Below are 14230 nucleotides of genomic sequence, written 5' to 3' on the forward strand. Positions count from 1 at the left end.
GAAGAAAGCTATGTCCACGGAGCGCGATCAAGAGCTTCAGACCGCCAAGGAAAAGCATGTCACGTGGCTGGTGGTCAAAACCGGCATCACCTATACTCAGGCCCATGAGCTTATCGACTTGCTAGGTGTGGGCAATCTGCCGTCGCTGGTGCGTGAAGCGCTCTTGCTGCTGAAAAAGTAGTGCGCCAGCGCGTTGGGCGTCTCAGAAAATCGCCACGGCAATGACTAGGATGATCCCGATAACCGCCGAGGCCATGACGACGACCATGACGATCTGGAACGCGTCGCCGCCGTTCCTTGCGCGTTCAGTCATTTTCGCGCTCCCCGGTGAGCCTTTTCCTGATCAAAGGACCAAGGCCGCGTCCAGCGGAATCACCTATGTTAATGGTGAGTAAAAATGCCTGCTGTACGCATCGTAGGCTAGCGGGCTGGCCGGTGCTCTTGGGGGCTTGATATCGCATTGGGTTGTTTCCTCCCGCACCGATAATTTATAGGCATATTAGAGGTTGCTCAATTAAGGCTGAGTGCCCTAGATCGCTCGCGCCTAAAGGCGGTGACTACGACGACGCCGCCTGCCAGCTGAAGGCCAGCAGCGCAGAGTGCTTTATTTCGCTCCACGCTTAGCAGGAACTTTCTTCGTCGGCTTCGATGCCTTCCGACCCAGCCCGCTCGACTTCGCCAGAGCGGATCGCTGCGCAGCATAGTTCGGCGCTACCATAGGATAGTCGCGGGCCAAGCCCCATTTCTCACGATAGTCATCCGGCGTCAGGCCGTAATGCACGCCGAGATGGCGCTTCAACGACTTGAACTTCTTCCCGTCTTCAAGACAGATGATGTAGTCGGGAAACATCGAGCGCTTTGGATTGACCGCTGGCTCCTGGGCCGGTTTCTCAGGTGTGACCGGTTGCCTGACCTTCGCGAGCGAGGAATTCACACTCGCAATCAGGTCCGAAAGAGACGCGACCGGCACTGGATTGTTGCTGACATAGGCAGACACAATGTCCGCGGTGAGTTCGATCAACTGACCTCGGCTGTTCACAATCTCTTCCGCCATGAGATGTCTCTGATGAATAACCATCTTTAACGGCTTCGTTGAGAAATGCCAGTGCAGCCGTAACAGTCCGCGTCAAATTTGCGCGCAAGGTGTCTCGCGCAGCTCGTTAGGGGCGGCGCGCGGGTCTGCGTTGTGATGTGTTTGCTATTGGCTTTGCACGCCAAGGGGTCGGGTTATGGGGAAGCGTATCGTCGGCACGTCGTTGTTTGCGCCGGCTTTGATTTCGATCAGTCTTTGCGTGGCAAGCCTAAACGCCAGGCTCTGATGTTGGCACTATGCCAGCGGCCAAGCTCTCCTCCTGGAGAATATCTGTCACATCACCAACGCTTGCTTCCGCGTCGGGGTGAGCATTCGCGAGTTCCTGTGCCTTGGATTTCAGATCAAACGAAAACTGCCGCCGCTCCTTAGCCGCTGCTACCGTGTCTGCAATCTCGACTGCCAGGCTGAGTGCAGGCATCAATTTTCTCCCAAGGCGACAGCGTCTACCCCAAATATGGCAGACATTCGACCAACCCGACATTAGCCGGAACGCGGAATCTTTCCTACGGAGTCCTCCTCCCGAAATCGGATAAATTGGGAACCAATCGCCTTAACATATGTTAAAGCTATGTCGGTCTAACGACCGTCTCGCGCAACAAGGCCCGGCGTTTGTGCTGCCACCATGCGCCGGGCTTTTCTGCAGGCTGGCCGGGTCGAGGTCAATTGGTGGTCGCTTGACTCGTTGTCTCCTCAATCTTGTCTAAAACGGCTTCAGGCGCCACGTCGCGCGCCAGCTCCTTCAGCTCGTCGTCTGCTTCGGTATGCACATCCAGGCGCTTGGCGATCGCCTTGACCAATTTGATGAGCTTGGTCGTCTCGTGCTCGTTCAGCAGGCTCACCTGCAGATCCAGGTCTGCCTTGGCATCATCCTCGGCGGCCATGCGGTTTTGGTTGATAAGCACGAAAGTCGAGAGAAATATCGCTTCGACCGAGGCGAACATGGCCAGGATGACCAGGGATGGATCCCACGGCTCAAAAATGGTTACGATCCCGACATTGAAGACGATCCAGGCGCCGAAGAACACGAGGTGGATGTAGACAAACATCATGCTGCCGGCGAACTTGCTTATGGCAGCTGCCGCGCGTTGCTCCAATGATGCGGCCTTCGCGTCATGCTTCCGCCTCTCGACCAGTGCCTCGATGTTCCGCGCCAGAACAGGGGCGAGGCCATCCGCCGCCGCCGTGGTCGGAGAGGCGTAGCCCTGGTCCTTTGGATCAGCTGTTCGATTCATTGCGTCACTCACCCCTGTGCAGGCCTAACGCCCTCTTTGCCAATTCGCTCCATCTTCCGCCGCCTCGAGTCCAGAAACGCCCGCGGGGTCTGACTTTTTCGGCGACCCTGCCGTGCACAAAAACGCGAACTTGCTAGGCCTGAAGCTGCATGCCCTATTCGCGTTGGATCCGGTCGGCGAGAGAGGCATTTGATGAGTATGCCCGCGTGCCAAAGACCCGACCCGACAGCGAAGCCGATTGCAAAGTGGCCGCTCTCCCCGGCAGTAGCGCTTGGATCGTCAGTGGAGGGGAGGGGTACCTTCTCGAAATCCGCGCTGGCCTTCCAATGGCTTTGAGAAAGCTGCTCCACGTCGAGTCCAGCGGATCATGTCCCAGGCGACTCAGGAGATTGAAAGGCTTCCGGTGATCCCCGTGAGGTCGAGCACCATCCTGACGATTTCGGCGGCAGAACGGCGGGCTGGCTGAAAGACGCTCGCTTGCGAAGCGCGGGACCAGGCGATGAAACTGCGCTGACGTCGCTTTTCACATCTTCGATCCGCGCCACATCGAGAATGTGCTGGATCACAACCTAGTCGCCGTCTGGCGCGAGAACGGCGCACCAACAGCCGCCAAGAACCGGCGCCGCGCCGCTGCGAAGCGGCGTTGAAGCTCAAAAGAGCGAGCACGCAAGCGAAGCGCAAACAACAGCCGGGCGAGAAATCTCACTCCAAATTGCGTGGGTGGAAGAGTTCGATAGTGACGATCTGCTGCGCTGAGCGCGAATCTTAAGTGTCGGGCCGCAGCGAGCTTAGAAGCGCGATCTAGATCCCGGCATGCCGCGCTACCCGCAGGACCAGCAATGACGACTTCGCACCCAAATCCTTGGATGGGGCAACTACGGCATGTCTTCGCTGTTGGTGCCATGCAAGAACGACTGGATTTCTTCCAGATCGACCTTCCCGTCACCATTCTCGTCTATGGCAGTGAAAATCCTGCCTATCGCGCCTTGAACTTCGTTCTCGGAAAGTGATCCGTCGCCATCGGCGTCCAAAAGCGCAAACATCAGGCGCATGCCACCACTGCGCATCATCCGAGGACCCTGATGCCCAGCCATTCTGTGCCCATCACCTCGGCCTCCGTCAGCGTGGTTCTGCCAACGATCGCCATCACCGTTGCCTTGTTCGTGACGGTTCCCTTCCTCCGGGCCGCGATCCTGTTGCATCCTCTCCTTGACCGCTTGCTCAATCATCTGGCGGATCATTTCCCGTGTCGGCCCACCCGCTTGTCCGTTCACATCGGGCAACTGCCCGGCTCCCGGCTGTCCGGACGTCGGAGTTGGTGCAGGGGTTCCGTTTGTCTGGGCGAGCGCAGGGAAAGTCAGGAGTATAAAAGCAGCGGCCGCAGCCGTCGCGCTGAGTGATGATCTCATGGCATGCTCCAATGATCTCTCGTGCTTGCTTGAAACAGTAAAGCCAAACTAGGCCCCCGATCCTATGTTCCCCTACAGGGTACAGGTCACGATGAAGGTACACGGGTCATGTCCTGGACGGTGACCTTGGTTTTCGGTCCGGCGCGAGAACACGGCGTGCTCAGAATGCCTGCGCGGCTGCAGGTTTAAACAGTTGGGAGTCACGGCCGAAGTCGCATAGCGGGGAAGCCGCTTGCGCATCGTTGCCCCATCGCCGCGCCCAGGCAGCCGAGATTACTTGTTAAGTCCGATCGCCATGTCCAGATGGTGCTGCAAATGCGGAAGTGTCGCCGCTGCCCAGGTCTTTACGTCGGGCTGATCGCCACTATCGTCATAACGCTTGAAGAGATCGACCGCGTTCTTATGGGCTTCAACCTGGTCGGAGTGGTACTGCTTGGTGAAATCGTTGCCCTGCAGCGCCTTCAACTAATTGAGGATGGACTGCTGCTTGTCGGTCATGGCCGTCGGAAGCGTGGCCTTCACCTTTCCGCTGGTCACGAGACCCTTCAAATCGGCGGTCGTCTTCTCGTGATCGGCGACCATCTGCTTGGCGAAGGCCTTCGTCGCCTCGTCGGACCGTTCGAGCGCCGGCTTGCTGGACTCGATCTCGAACATGTCGCTGGTAGCCGCTTCGGTTACGAAGTCCTGCGTCGATGGCGCAACGCCCAGAACCGAATTCACGCCGGTTTTTTCAGTGGTCGAAGTCGATTGGGCCCAGGCAGACAGGGCGAGCACAACCGCTGCGATTGTTAAAGCCAGTTCTTTCATGGAATTGTCTCCGTTGCGATTTCCCGAACCGAAGACTGTCCGGTTTGTTCCGGTCCTGGGGACGTATCCCCGCACGGCTTGCCGCCCGACTCATCCGCCGCCACCATCGCGCCTGCATTGTATCAGGGCATCATGTGGGACTGTTGCGCACTCATCGCTGCCGTGCTCTGGCTGAGATGGATCATGATCCACGCCGAGCCCAGCCCAACGAGGGCGACGATCAGCACCCCGAATGCCAGCGTGAGAACGTTGTTGGTGTTGTCGGGCCCTGTGGTAATCCGTCCGTCGGCGAGGCGCCCACCCATTCCTGCTGCCTTCAATGCTACCGTCTTTGAAGTCATGAAGTGTCTCGCCGAGATCTTCGAGCCCCTAACCCCTATCGATCCGTTCGTCCCGGCCCGAATTTACGGGAACATCGGCGCCGCGGTCCTGTTATTGGCTGCGATGAGGTGGTTCATGAATGCGACGAAAGAATTCCTGCGAAGCTGGCTTGAGGAGAATGTCGGCAACTTGCCAGCCGAAACCGAGGTTAGCGTTCCGATGCTGGCGCAGCAGTTCGAGCAGGATGCCGATGCCGCCGGCTACGGTCGCGAAGTTCGGGAGCAGGAGCTAGGCAACATTGAAGACGCCATCCAACAAACGCTCGATAGAACTGGCGAGGCAAACGCGGGGCCTGAGGCGTATGTGGGCGAGGAGAATTCACTGACGCCGGTGATCGATGCCCTGAAAGCTGCCGATCCTGGCAGATCTGGATCAAGCGGTGGCAACGCAAACCAGCAAACAGGGACGTTGCCCGAAGAAGAGCCCGCGGAAGGATCCCGCAAGACGGTCAATCATGAGTTGGAGCGGCAAAGGCAATCGGCTGATAGCAAGGACCCGAAGTCCGGGCGGGAGGCGCTGCGCGACCAAGTCGAGGAAGAGACCGAATTGCCTCAGAAAGTGTCGGCCTGAATCGGCGGGGTAAGCAACGCCGCGACGGCCGCGGATTTACGCCGTGCTTGCGGCCGCTCGCTTCCGCACGTCCTCAATCATGACCGCAACGTCCAAGCACAAGGTTCTTCTGTTGCTTGCGGTCATGATGGCCGGACTGGCGCTTTGCAATAATCTGCTTGCAAGACGGGCATTGGGCGGACGCCAACGCGGGCGCTTCGTCCAACTCCGCAGAACGAGGCTACATTTCCTGGAGGCGGGCCGTGGGCAGCCGCTGCTGCTCTTGCACGGTAATGGCTCTTCGGCGGAAGACTTCACGACCAGCGGCATCTTCGAGAAGGCCGCTACCAAGCATCACGTGCTTGCCTTCGACAGGCCTGGCTTCGGCATGAGCCCACGCCCTGTCGGCAGAGCTTGGACCGCCGGCGCTCAGGCCGATCTCCTGCAGGCCGCGGCCGAAAAACTGGGGATCGAGCACTACATGGTTGTCGGCCATTCATGGGGGCCGCGGTGGCACTCGAGATGGCGCGCCGGCGTCCCCGGTCCGTCGCGGGGATCGTGATTGTCTCTGGTTACCATTATCCGCCGCCCAGACTCGAACTCGCCATGTTCGCACTGCCGGCGGTTCCTCTGATCGGAACGGTGTTGCGCCACACCGTGCTGCCTCCCCTCGACAGGTTTGGCTGGAGCTGGGCAATGAAGAAGATATTCGTGCCAGCCGAAATCTCGGGGCCTTTTGCGGCAGCGACAAAAGGGATGGCGAGCCGCCCCTCTCAGTTGCGATCCGTTTCGGCGGAGTCCTTCCTCATGTTGGCATCCGCACCGTTTGCAAGTCGTCGATACGCTGACATTTCCGTTCCAGTCGGAATAATCGCCGGCGCCGGCGATCAACTGTTCGTTACGCAGACTGAGGCCCTTCGGCTGCAAACTGAGATAGGTCACTCGCTGGTCGATATTGTCCCGGATGCCGGCCATATGGTTCATCAAAGCAAGCCGCAGGCGGTCCTTGCCATGATAGACAGGATTGCCGCTCTTGCGAGCGCCAGCGAGGCCGGAGCCGGTGCTTGCGCCGCCAAGGAAGGACTCCGGCGCACAAAGGGAGCAGATGATCGACCGCCACGCCGCCGAATAACGTAGCCAAGCGCCAGGAGTCCTTTGTGATCAGCCGACATTGCTCCGGCAGCGGAAGATCGCCGGCAGCGAAGATGCACAGAGCAGCAGGAGGCCGTCGCCGGAAGAACTTGGCGACGGCGCCCTACCGGACCAGGAGCGGGCATGACCGCTGGCGTGATAATCGCCGGACGTCTTGGTTTGTTCCATCTCAGGAGCAGGGCTGTCCGAGCGAACGAATAGATTCCTCTTTCAAAAAAGACTCCGCCCCGTGCTTATTCCGTGCGAACTCCCGACCTATTCCGTAGGCCGGCCAGCCGCTACAAGGGAGCGCACTATTTTTTCTACAGAAGGCGGCGCCACGATAGGTGTGGCCGCCGACCACTGCAGGCGGACAAGAACTACTTGCTCCAACGACCTTCGTATTTGAACTCGGGAGCTGTCTTCAGCTGATCTTTGGTGGCGTCCATGGTGGCCGTCCACTTCTTGTCTTGCTCGGAGTAGTTGATCTTTACGGCGGACGGGGCGACGATCACGTAACGCTCGGCGACGCCGAGGAATCCTCCCACCGAAACGACGTAGCCCGCGAGGGTGTCATTGGAGATAAGCAGGTCCTTAATCTCCCCTACAGTTTCATTCGAACCGTTGACGATTTTTAGGCCGATCAAGCTATAGGTGACCATGTCCGTGGGCTTGGCGGTAACATACGCCCCCGTCGGGGCGGTGGCAGCGATTGCCGGTGTCGCCAGCGCGGAAACGGCAGCCATGGCGATTAGAATCTTACGCATTAGCTTTCTCCTTTGAACGCGCCCAAACCTGGAGGCTGAACTAGCTCGCGTGGCAAGAGTTCCGCGTGGGAACTGAAAACAGGATCGGCATTTTGGATTGTCCAAGGCGTTGCATACCTGGCCGACCGGTTGAGTGCCCTGTAAGCAGGTTAGGCCGGATTCAGGTTGCTCGCTCGTGCATTTGACGGGGGGAGCTTTGGCGCCTCGCCCGGAACCAATTCTTCCATCGGCAGTTAGGCGTCAAAATCGGTGGCGAACCCTTGGAAGCGACAGGAGTGTCGGCATGCAAAGCGTTCGTATCCACGCATTTGGTGGCCCTGACGTGTTAACGCTGGAGACAGAACCGACGCCCGAGCCACAACCCGAAGAAATTCTGGTTCGCATCAATGCCGCGAGCGTCAATCCGGTCGATTACAAGATTCGCAATGGCGGCTACGTTTGCGGAGGATCGCCTGCCGCTGACATTAGGGCGTGACTTCTCCGGCATAGTGGAACGTTGCGGGGCGCGCGTTGATGCTTTCAAGCCGGGCGATGCAGTCTATGCTCTGCTGACACCAGACCGCGGCGGCTACGCCGAGTTCGTGGCGGCCAAGGCTCAAGACTGCGCCGCCAAGCCGAAATGGCTCGATCATTTGCATGCGGCAGCCGTTCCGCTTGCGGCGGTGACCGCGTGGCAGGGGATTTTCGACCATGGCGGGTTGAGGGCGGGTGAGCGAATCCTTATCCACGGCGCGGCGGGCGGCGTCGGTCACTTTGCGGTTCAGTTCGCCAAAGCGAACGGCGCGACCGTTTATGCAACATGCTCCGAGCGCGACATCGATTTCGTGCAGAGCCTCGGGGCTGACAAGGTGATCGACTACGAAAACCAGCGGTTCGAGGATACATTGCGGGATATCGATCTTGTCTATGATCTCGTAGCCGGAGACACCCAGGAGCGCTCGTGGTCGGTTCTCAAGCAGGGTGGGATCATCGTCTCGACACTTCAGCAACCCTCGAAGCAAAAAGCTGCCGAGCGCAACGCCCGCGGGGCTTATTATATGACCAAACCAGACGGTGCTCAGCTTGCCGAGATTGGACTGTTGATCGACGCAGGCGCTGTCCGCGTCGAGATTGGGAGAGTTTTCGCGCTAAGACAGGCGGCGGACGCCGAGCGCGCCTTGGAAGAGGGCCACGTCCGCGGTAAGATTGTTCTCAAGGTGGCGTAGTGGCGGCAACGCCTCGGCCGATCGGTCGCTGCCACAAAGGCAGACTGATTTTCAGCCTCATCGCTTCCCCGGTGGTAAGCCTCATCCGGCTGATCGGCCAAGGCGTATTCAGTCCCTGAACAGAAGTCCAGAACGCGACACTGCAAAGGCCGTCACGATAATCGCACCCGCTCGAAATGCTCTCCGGAAGGGTAATCGCCACCGCTAGAGCGTGGGCGCCCAACAGGCCTCCCAAGACGAGAATTGATGATATTGAGATCCACTTTGCGGGAAGTCCCGCGCAGGGAGCAGAGCGGCTAGATGTCCAGCACCCGACCGAGCAGCAAGAGCACGACGGCTACCGCCGAACTTCCCGCGAAGATTCCAAGCGGCTGGTGAAGCTCGTGGCCGCCCGATCAGAATGAACACGATCCTGGACGTGGTGCCCGCTGCAACCGGTCCCACGCAGTAGGGAAGCTGCAATCGCCTGAAGATCATGGCAACCAGCGGAGCGGTAAGAAGGATCGTTTCCAACGCGGGGGTGGATAGCTCGTCCACAGTTGCGCAATGCTCGGGCCCACCTCGGTTACCGAAGCGACTCCCGTCGAAGCTCCGATCGTGCCATGCAACTCCGGTGAGCGGGAGGTCTTAGTACGCGCTTGTCTTGGCCTCTACGGAATCGCGAAGCGCCTTAACGTCGTCCGGTGCAACCGGATCGGCTTTGTTTCCCCAGGCGTTTCGAATGTATGTCGTCACCGCCGCAATCTCGCGGTCCGAGAGCTTCCAGCCGAACGACGGCATCGAGAGCATATTCGGATTTCCGGGACCGGATGCGGCATGTCCGCCGTTCAGGACGAGCCGCACCACCGAAAAAGGCTGGTGAGACTGGACAGCAGCGCTTCCCTTCAGCGAGGGAAACATATTCTTCACCCCGTCGCCCCCAAGTTGATGACATGCCGAGCATTGGTCTGTGTAGATATTTTTCCCTGCGCTCATCACATTAGCGGCCGGCGCGGACGGCGCCTCCGCCGGCGAAGCGGCCAAGGATTTGAGGTAGATGGCAATTGCCTTCAGATCACCGTCAGTCATTTTGGACGTGGAGTCTTTGACGACTGCCGCCATCGGACCGTATGCGGTCGTACGGTCATTGCGCCCGGTCTTCAGAAAGGCAACTATATCCTGCTCACTCCAACCTCCCAGGCCGGTGCGGGAATCGCCGGTCAGGTTGGGCGCGAACCAGTTCTGGATTTCCGAACCTTGATAGCTTTGCGATGTCTTGGCGGCACCGAACACGTCCTTCGGCGTATGACATGCACCGCAATGCGCCAGACCCTCGACCAGATAGGCTCCCCGGTTCCATTCGGCGGACTTGTTCATGTCCGGCTTGAATTCGCCTGGGGTGAAGAACAGGCTGTTCCATCCTTCCATCGCGACACGGTGGTTCAGCGGCCATGGAAATTCATTGGGGCGCTGAACCGACCGCACCGGTTCCAGGGTGCGTAGATAGGCGCGAATGTCATCCACATCCTCGCGAGTTGCCTTGGTAAACCACGGATATGGGAAAGCGGGATAGAGTTTCCTGCCGTCGGAAGCGATTCCATCGTGCATGGCCCGATAGAACTGTGCTTCGGTCCAGGCGCCGATGCCCGTTTCGGCGTCAGGCGTTATGTTGGCCGAGTAGATCGTGCCGAAGGGCGTTTCGATCGGCCTGTTTCCGGCGAATGGATTGCCGTCCTCCGCAGTGTGGCATGCCACGCAGTCGCCGGCGGCGACCAGCTGCCGGCCGTGCTCCTGTTTAGCGAAGTCACCGATCTGACCATGCGCGAATGGGCCGAATACCAGCATTCCAGCGCCTGTCAGAGCGGCGCTGGAGATCAAGGCGAGAAGTGCGCTGCGGGTCATGACCGCACCAGCGGGCCCGGATGCTTGAGATACTGGCTGCGGATCGCTTCCGCTGCCCATAGCGCAAGCGCGCTGACGGTGCCGGTAGGATTATAGCCGCTGTTGTGGGGGAAGGCGCTAGCGCCGACGACGAAGAGATTTGGCACGTCCCAGTGCTGGAGGTAGCGATTAACCACACTTTCGCGCCGGTTGGCGCCCATGATCGCGCCACCTGTGTTATGCGTCGACTGATAGGGGACGATGTCGTAGTGCGGCCCGCGCGGCGATTTCTTGATCTCTCGCGGATGCATGGCTTTGGCGATTTCCGCCATCTTGCCCATGGCGAAATCCTGCAGCTTGAGCTCATTCTGCTTGAAGTCGAAGGTCATGCGCATCAGCGGCCGGCCATATACGTCACGATAGGTCGGATCGAGATCGAGACAGTTAACCTTGTTGGGCATTACTGCGCCCATCAAGGATATGGACATGGAGGTCAGGTAATTCTTAACGAATGCTTGCTTCCATTTGGCGCCCCATTTCGGGGTGCCCTCCGGCACCAGTTCCGTCTCGATCGGCCGGCCAGTGGTCATGTAGCCGGCAATATAGCCGCCATGGATGAAGCCGAGACCGGTGTGGTCGAAATTGTCTCCGTTCCAGTCATCGACAATCATGCCCAGCGCGCCGGCGCCGACAAACGGGTTGAGGACCTTGTCGTCGAAGAAGATGTCGACTGAGGGCGTGAGCTGATAGCAATAGTTCTTGCCGAGCGTTCCCTGGCCGGTCGCCGGATCGTACCTGGTGCCGATGCCCGAGGTCATCAGCAGGTGCACGTTGTGCAAGATGTAGGCGCAGACGATGACGAGCTCCGCCGGCTGCTCAAATTCGTTCCCCTGGGCATCGATGTAAGTGACACCGGTGGCATGCGTGCCGGATCCGTCGAGATTGATCCGCGTCACCTCGCATTCGGTCCGCAAGGTGAAGTTCTTGTTCTGCATGAGCACCGGCAGGATTGTGGTCTGGGCGCTCGCCTTGGAGTAATTGCCGCAGCCGAACTTTTCGCAGAAGCCGCAATAGGTGCAGGGCGCCATGCTGACGCCCAGCGGGTTCGTGTAGGCCTGGGACATGTTGCCGGAGGGGCAGGGGAACGGATGCAGCTTCAGGGACCCGGCTGCCTCACCGAACAAGGTAGGACCGTAGGTCTGTTTCATCGGAGGCGTGGGATAAGGCTTGGAGCGCGGGCCCTCGAAGGGGTTGCCTCCAGGCAGTTTCTTGCCACTCACGTTGCCGGCCTGGCCGGCGATGCCGCACAGCTCTTCCCAGCGCGTGTAGTGCGGCTCGAGCTCGTCATAGGTAACGCCCCAATCCTGAAGTGTCATATCCGCCGGTATCACGGTCTCGCCATAGCGAGCGGCGGTCTTGCCGCGGATTTCGAAATCGTACGGTAGGAAACGGAATGCCTGGCCGTTCCAGTGCAGGATCGAGCCGCCCACGCCGGTACCAGGCAGGAAGGAGCCGAGACGGCGCATCGGCAATGCCGTCTGGTCGGGTGTGTTGCGGAAGGTCAGCGTCTCCTGAGCAGTCTGCTCGAACAGATGCCCTTGATAGCGATAGCGCAGTTCATCCTGGATGAAGGATGGAGCAAAGTCGGTGCCGGTGTCGCGCCAGCTGCCGCGTTCGAGCGCAAGCACGTCGTGGCCGGCCGCTGTGAGTTCCTGCGCCATGATTGCCCCGCTCCAGCCGAACCCGACCAGCAGCACATCGACGCTTGGGAGCCTTTGCGCCATCGATCGCTAGCCGGTGCTGTTCCACCCGGGGCGGCCGCGAATGCCAACCGGCGGCTGGTCATAGTGTTCGCCGTGTCTGTCCAGCCAGTCCAGGTAGTTGTAACGGGCGCCGGGAAAGCCGAGCATCTTCCAGCCGGCCATGTCCTTGTTGCCGCCATAGATCGGGTCCGAAAACATTCCTTCCTTGGTGTTTTGCCAAAGCATCTTGAAAAACGTCTTGGCATCGGCTCCCCCGAGATCGAGTTTGCCACCTTCGAGGTCCGACAGGATGGCCTCCTGCGCCTCGGACGACAGATCGGCGAAGAGCTTGCCGCCCTGCGACGACATCACGTGTTCGTCTATTGCCTTGATTGCCGCCCGATAGAGGGCGGACGGCGTCATGCGGGACTGAAAGCCCTGCGTGTCTTGGCCCTTTCCCCAAGGTCCCTGCATGTACCAGGTGCCCGCGCGACCGTAGGCCCCGGCAAGCTGGTGATCGATGAACAGCGGCACACCGCATTCCTTCGCGCCTGGGCCAAGATTATCCTCCGGAATAAGCCTTTCGGTCGCCGCTTCCACGAACACTGCCTCCTCGGGCGTGAAGAAGAGATAACCTGGCTTCTCGAGTGGCGCTGGCGCATCGGCCTGGTGTGGCAACCAGGGATCATCGGCACCGCCTTTTATTTCACGAGCTGGGGCCTCATTCGCGCCTAGCGCTATCGACGCGGCCGCCACCGATGCTCCTGCCGCGAGGATCTGACGGCGGCTAAAAGTGCCTGAGGGCATGGGAACGTCCATCGACTGATCTGCTGAGACAGAACAGCGCGGACGACGAATTGTTCCCGGCTTGCACATACTATCTGTAACGGCATCCGATCGGGCGCGTTCAGGCTGGTCCTGTTGGACTGCACTGTCGCCATCCGTAAGTTTGACTGTTTCATTTCGAGGCGCTTCGCACTGGTTGCAGCGATGCAGTGACTTGCCGAATTCCAGCGGCTATTGCCGGGGTGCGTTGCGCTTGAGGGCAAGTGCGTCGAAGCCCTGGCGATCGCAATGCTTGGCCTGCCTTGGCGCAAGCTGCCGTTTTGATTTATTGGAATGATGATGGCTACACATCCGTCGCCGACGCAGCATCCGTTGCCAGTGTATTGATCCGCAGGGTGACAGGATAACCACCCCAGCAGTTCTCAATCGGATTGGCCAAACTCGCGATCCCGCCGGCCTGGAGCGACGTCTGGATTTCGCCACACCCTAACGGTCCGGCCCAGCATCTGGCCGCGACAACCGAGATCGCAAACATTATCGCTATCATCCCAGTTGGAGCGGCTTTTGCGCTGATGCAAAATATTCGAGCTGGTCGGAGACACCCGAAGCTTTTTGTCCTGCGCCTTGCTAGCGTACGTTGGCGTCGGCTTTGGATTGCATGTCGCGGTTCCGCAATTGACAGTTCTGGTCGCTACGACCGATCAAATAGGCGATTATATATTTGACAGACCCAAGGGGTCATAGGAATATAATCAGGACGGGCCGGCGTTTACTATATTCGAAATTAGCGTGGACGTTTTATCGGCTCTGAGCGTTCATTGAATCGTGATGTCTAGATTCTTCTTCGACCTCACTCACAGTGGGGATGTCTACCACGACGCGCGAGGAACGAACCTCCCTGGCCTAAGAGAGGCCAAAGAACGCGCCTTCGAGATCGTTCGCAGGTTGGTCGTGGGAGCAAACAGCCGCGATGTCGTTTGCACTATTCGCGACATCACCGGCGGAGAGCTGATGCAAATCAGGATTGAGTGCGTGATTTCTGCCGAGACTGAAAAGCCCCAGCACTGAGGGGGATCAGCGCTGGGGCCAGAGGTCATGTACGAGCTACCCTGCATGTCCGCTTATGAGCATGTGCTGATACGGTAAACGAATGGTGGATGGCCGGTGCAGTGGGGATTTTGGGGGGGTGCGCCGCACCGGCCAATGCGGGGTTCGGCGGCAACAACCCGTTCCCGCGCTGATTAATCTATGGCATATTAGAACTTGCT

14 protein-coding genes and 2 pseudogenes are annotated in these 14230 nt (G+C 59.2%); 6 read left to right on the forward strand and 10 right to left on the reverse strand.

Annotated elements, in window-relative coordinates; translation table 11 throughout:
* Positions 1–10: 10 nt before the first annotated feature.
* Positions 11–181: a hypothetical protein gene (locus RFM68_RS31200; RefSeq protein WP_320236813.1), complete on the forward strand. Its 171-nt coding sequence runs from the start codon at positions 11–13 to the stop codon at positions 179–181.
* 423 nt (positions 182–604) lie between these two features.
* Here the strand turns inward: RFM68_RS31200 and RFM68_RS31205 are convergent, their stop codons facing one another.
* The 6 genes and pseudogenes from RFM68_RS31205 to RFM68_RS31230 form a co-directional block, all read right to left on the reverse strand.
* Positions 605–1054 (reverse strand): Ros/MucR family transcriptional regulator, encoded by a 450-nt coding sequence (locus tag RFM68_RS31205; RefSeq protein ID WP_320236814.1) that lies wholly within the window; start codon positions 1052–1054, stop codon positions 605–607.
* Between the two features lie 247 nt (positions 1055–1301).
* A complete protein-coding gene (locus RFM68_RS31210; protein WP_320236815.1) occupies positions 1302–1511 on the reverse strand; it encodes a hypothetical protein in 210 nt (69 codons plus the stop codon).
* 241 nt (positions 1512–1752) lie between these two features.
* Positions 1753–2325 (reverse strand): DUF1003 domain-containing protein, encoded by a 573-nt coding sequence (locus RFM68_RS31215; protein ID WP_320236816.1) that lies wholly within the window; start codon positions 2323–2325, stop codon positions 1753–1755.
* 875 nt (positions 2326–3200) lie between these two features.
* Entirely contained in the window at positions 3201–3734 is a 534-nt protein-coding gene (locus RFM68_RS31220) for an EF-hand domain-containing protein (protein WP_320236817.1), read from the reverse strand.
* Between the two features lie 273 nt (positions 3735–4007).
* Positions 4008–4541, reverse strand: a pseudogene (locus RFM68_RS31225) (DUF4142 domain-containing protein).
* A gap of 122 nt (positions 4542–4663) precedes the next feature.
* Entirely contained in the window at positions 4664–4882 is a 219-nt protein-coding gene (locus RFM68_RS31230; protein WP_430694991.1) for a hypothetical protein, read from the reverse strand.
* Positions 4883–4997: 115 nt separating this feature from the next.
* On the opposite strand from RFM68_RS31230, the gene RFM68_RS31235 reads away from it, so the two are divergent.
* Positions 4998–5492, forward strand: a complete 495-nt coding sequence (locus RFM68_RS31235; protein WP_320236818.1) for a hypothetical protein — start codon at positions 4998–5000, stop codon at positions 5490–5492.
* A 127-nt stretch (positions 5493–5619) separates the two neighbouring features.
* A pseudogene (locus RFM68_RS31240) lies at positions 5620–6608 on the forward strand (alpha/beta fold hydrolase).
* Between the two features lie 374 nt (positions 6609–6982).
* Here the strand turns inward: RFM68_RS31240 and RFM68_RS31245 are convergent.
* Positions 6983–7369: a PRC-barrel domain-containing protein gene (locus RFM68_RS31245; protein ID WP_320236819.1), complete on the reverse strand. Its 387-nt coding sequence runs from the start codon at positions 7367–7369 to the stop codon at positions 6983–6985.
* Positions 7370–7794: 425 nt separating this feature from the next.
* Here RFM68_RS31245 and RFM68_RS31250 point away from each other — a divergent pair, with 425 nt between their 5' ends.
* A complete protein-coding gene (locus RFM68_RS31250) occupies positions 7795–8574 on the forward strand; it encodes an NADP-dependent oxidoreductase (protein ID WP_320236820.1) in 780 nt (259 codons plus the stop codon).
* A 627-nt stretch (positions 8575–9201) separates the two neighbouring features.
* Here RFM68_RS31250 and RFM68_RS31255 read toward each other — a convergent pair.
* From RFM68_RS31255 to RFM68_RS31265, 3 genes are read right to left on the reverse strand one after another with little or no spacing between them, the layout of a single operon-like run.
* Positions 9202–10455, reverse strand: a complete 1254-nt coding sequence (locus RFM68_RS31255) for a c-type cytochrome (protein ID WP_320236821.1) — start codon at positions 10453–10455, stop codon at positions 9202–9204.
* Positions 10452–12218, reverse strand: coding sequence for a GMC family oxidoreductase (locus RFM68_RS31260; protein WP_320236822.1), 1767 nt, complete (start codon positions 12216–12218; stop codon positions 10452–10454). Before RFM68_RS31260 ends, RFM68_RS31255 begins: the two co-directional genes overlap by 4 nt.
* A 6-nt stretch (positions 12219–12224) precedes the next feature.
* Positions 12225–12995, reverse strand: a complete 771-nt coding sequence (locus RFM68_RS31265) for a gluconate 2-dehydrogenase subunit 3 family protein (RefSeq protein ID WP_320236823.1) — start codon at positions 12993–12995, stop codon at positions 12225–12227.
* A 398-nt stretch (positions 12996–13393) separates the two neighbouring features.
* On the opposite strand from RFM68_RS31265, the gene RFM68_RS33550 reads away from it, so the two are divergent.
* Entirely contained in the window at positions 13394–13687 is a 294-nt protein-coding gene (locus RFM68_RS33550) for a DNA topoisomerase IB-related protein (protein WP_347343994.1), read from the forward strand.
* A 103-nt stretch (positions 13688–13790) separates the two neighbouring features.
* On the forward strand, positions 13791–14030 hold the full coding sequence (locus RFM68_RS33720) for a DUF6894 family protein (RefSeq protein ID WP_430694992.1): 240 nt from the start codon (positions 13791–13793) through the stop codon (positions 14028–14030).
* The last annotated feature ends 200 nt before the right edge of the window (positions 14031–14230 follow it).

Origin of the sequence: Mesorhizobium montanum (assembly GCF_033977145.1) — a bacterium.
Classification (GTDB): domain Bacteria; phylum Pseudomonadota; class Alphaproteobacteria; order Rhizobiales; family Rhizobiaceae; genus Mesorhizobium; species Mesorhizobium montanum.

Coding starts and splice junctions, on each gene's coding strand:
- RFM68_RS31250 (WP_320236820.1), top strand. CDS start 7,795: ATGGCGGCTACGTTTGCGGAGGATCGCCTGCCGCTGACATTAGGGCGT.
- RFM68_RS31230 (WP_430694991.1), bottom strand. CDS start 4,882: ATGACTTCAAAGACGGTAGCATTGAAGGCAGCAGGAATGGGTGGGCGC.
- RFM68_RS31265 (WP_320236823.1), bottom strand. CDS start 12,995: ATGGACGTTCCCATGCCCTCAGGCACTTTTAGCCGCCGTCAGATCCTC.
- RFM68_RS31255 (WP_320236821.1), bottom strand. CDS start 10,455: ATGACCCGCAGCGCACTTCTCGCCTTGATCTCCAGCGCCGCTCTGACA.
- RFM68_RS31235 (WP_320236818.1), top strand. CDS start 4,998: ATGAATGCGACGAAAGAATTCCTGCGAAGCTGGCTTGAGGAGAATGTC.
- RFM68_RS31220 (WP_320236817.1), bottom strand. CDS start 3,734: ATGAGATCATCACTCAGCGCGACGGCTGCGGCCGCTGCTTTTATACTC.
- RFM68_RS31210 (WP_320236815.1), bottom strand. CDS start 1,511: ATGCCTGCACTCAGCCTGGCAGTCGAGATTGCAGACACGGTAGCAGCG.
- RFM68_RS31215 (WP_320236816.1), bottom strand. CDS start 2,325: ATGAATCGAACAGCTGATCCAAAGGACCAGGGCTACGCCTCTCCGACC.
- RFM68_RS31200 (WP_320236813.1), top strand. CDS start 11: ATGTCCACGGAGCGCGATCAAGAGCTTCAGACCGCCAAGGAAAAGCAT.
- RFM68_RS33720 (WP_430694992.1), top strand. CDS start 13,791: ATGTCTAGATTCTTCTTCGACCTCACTCACAGTGGGGATGTCTACCAC.
- RFM68_RS31245 (WP_320236819.1), bottom strand. CDS start 7,369: ATGCGTAAGATTCTAATCGCCATGGCTGCCGTTTCCGCGCTGGCGACA.
- RFM68_RS31205 (WP_320236814.1), bottom strand. CDS start 1,054: ATGGCGGAAGAGATTGTGAACAGCCGAGGTCAGTTGATCGAACTCACC.
- RFM68_RS31260 (WP_320236822.1), bottom strand. CDS start 12,218: ATGGCGCAAAGGCTCCCAAGCGTCGATGTGCTGCTGGTCGGGTTCGGC.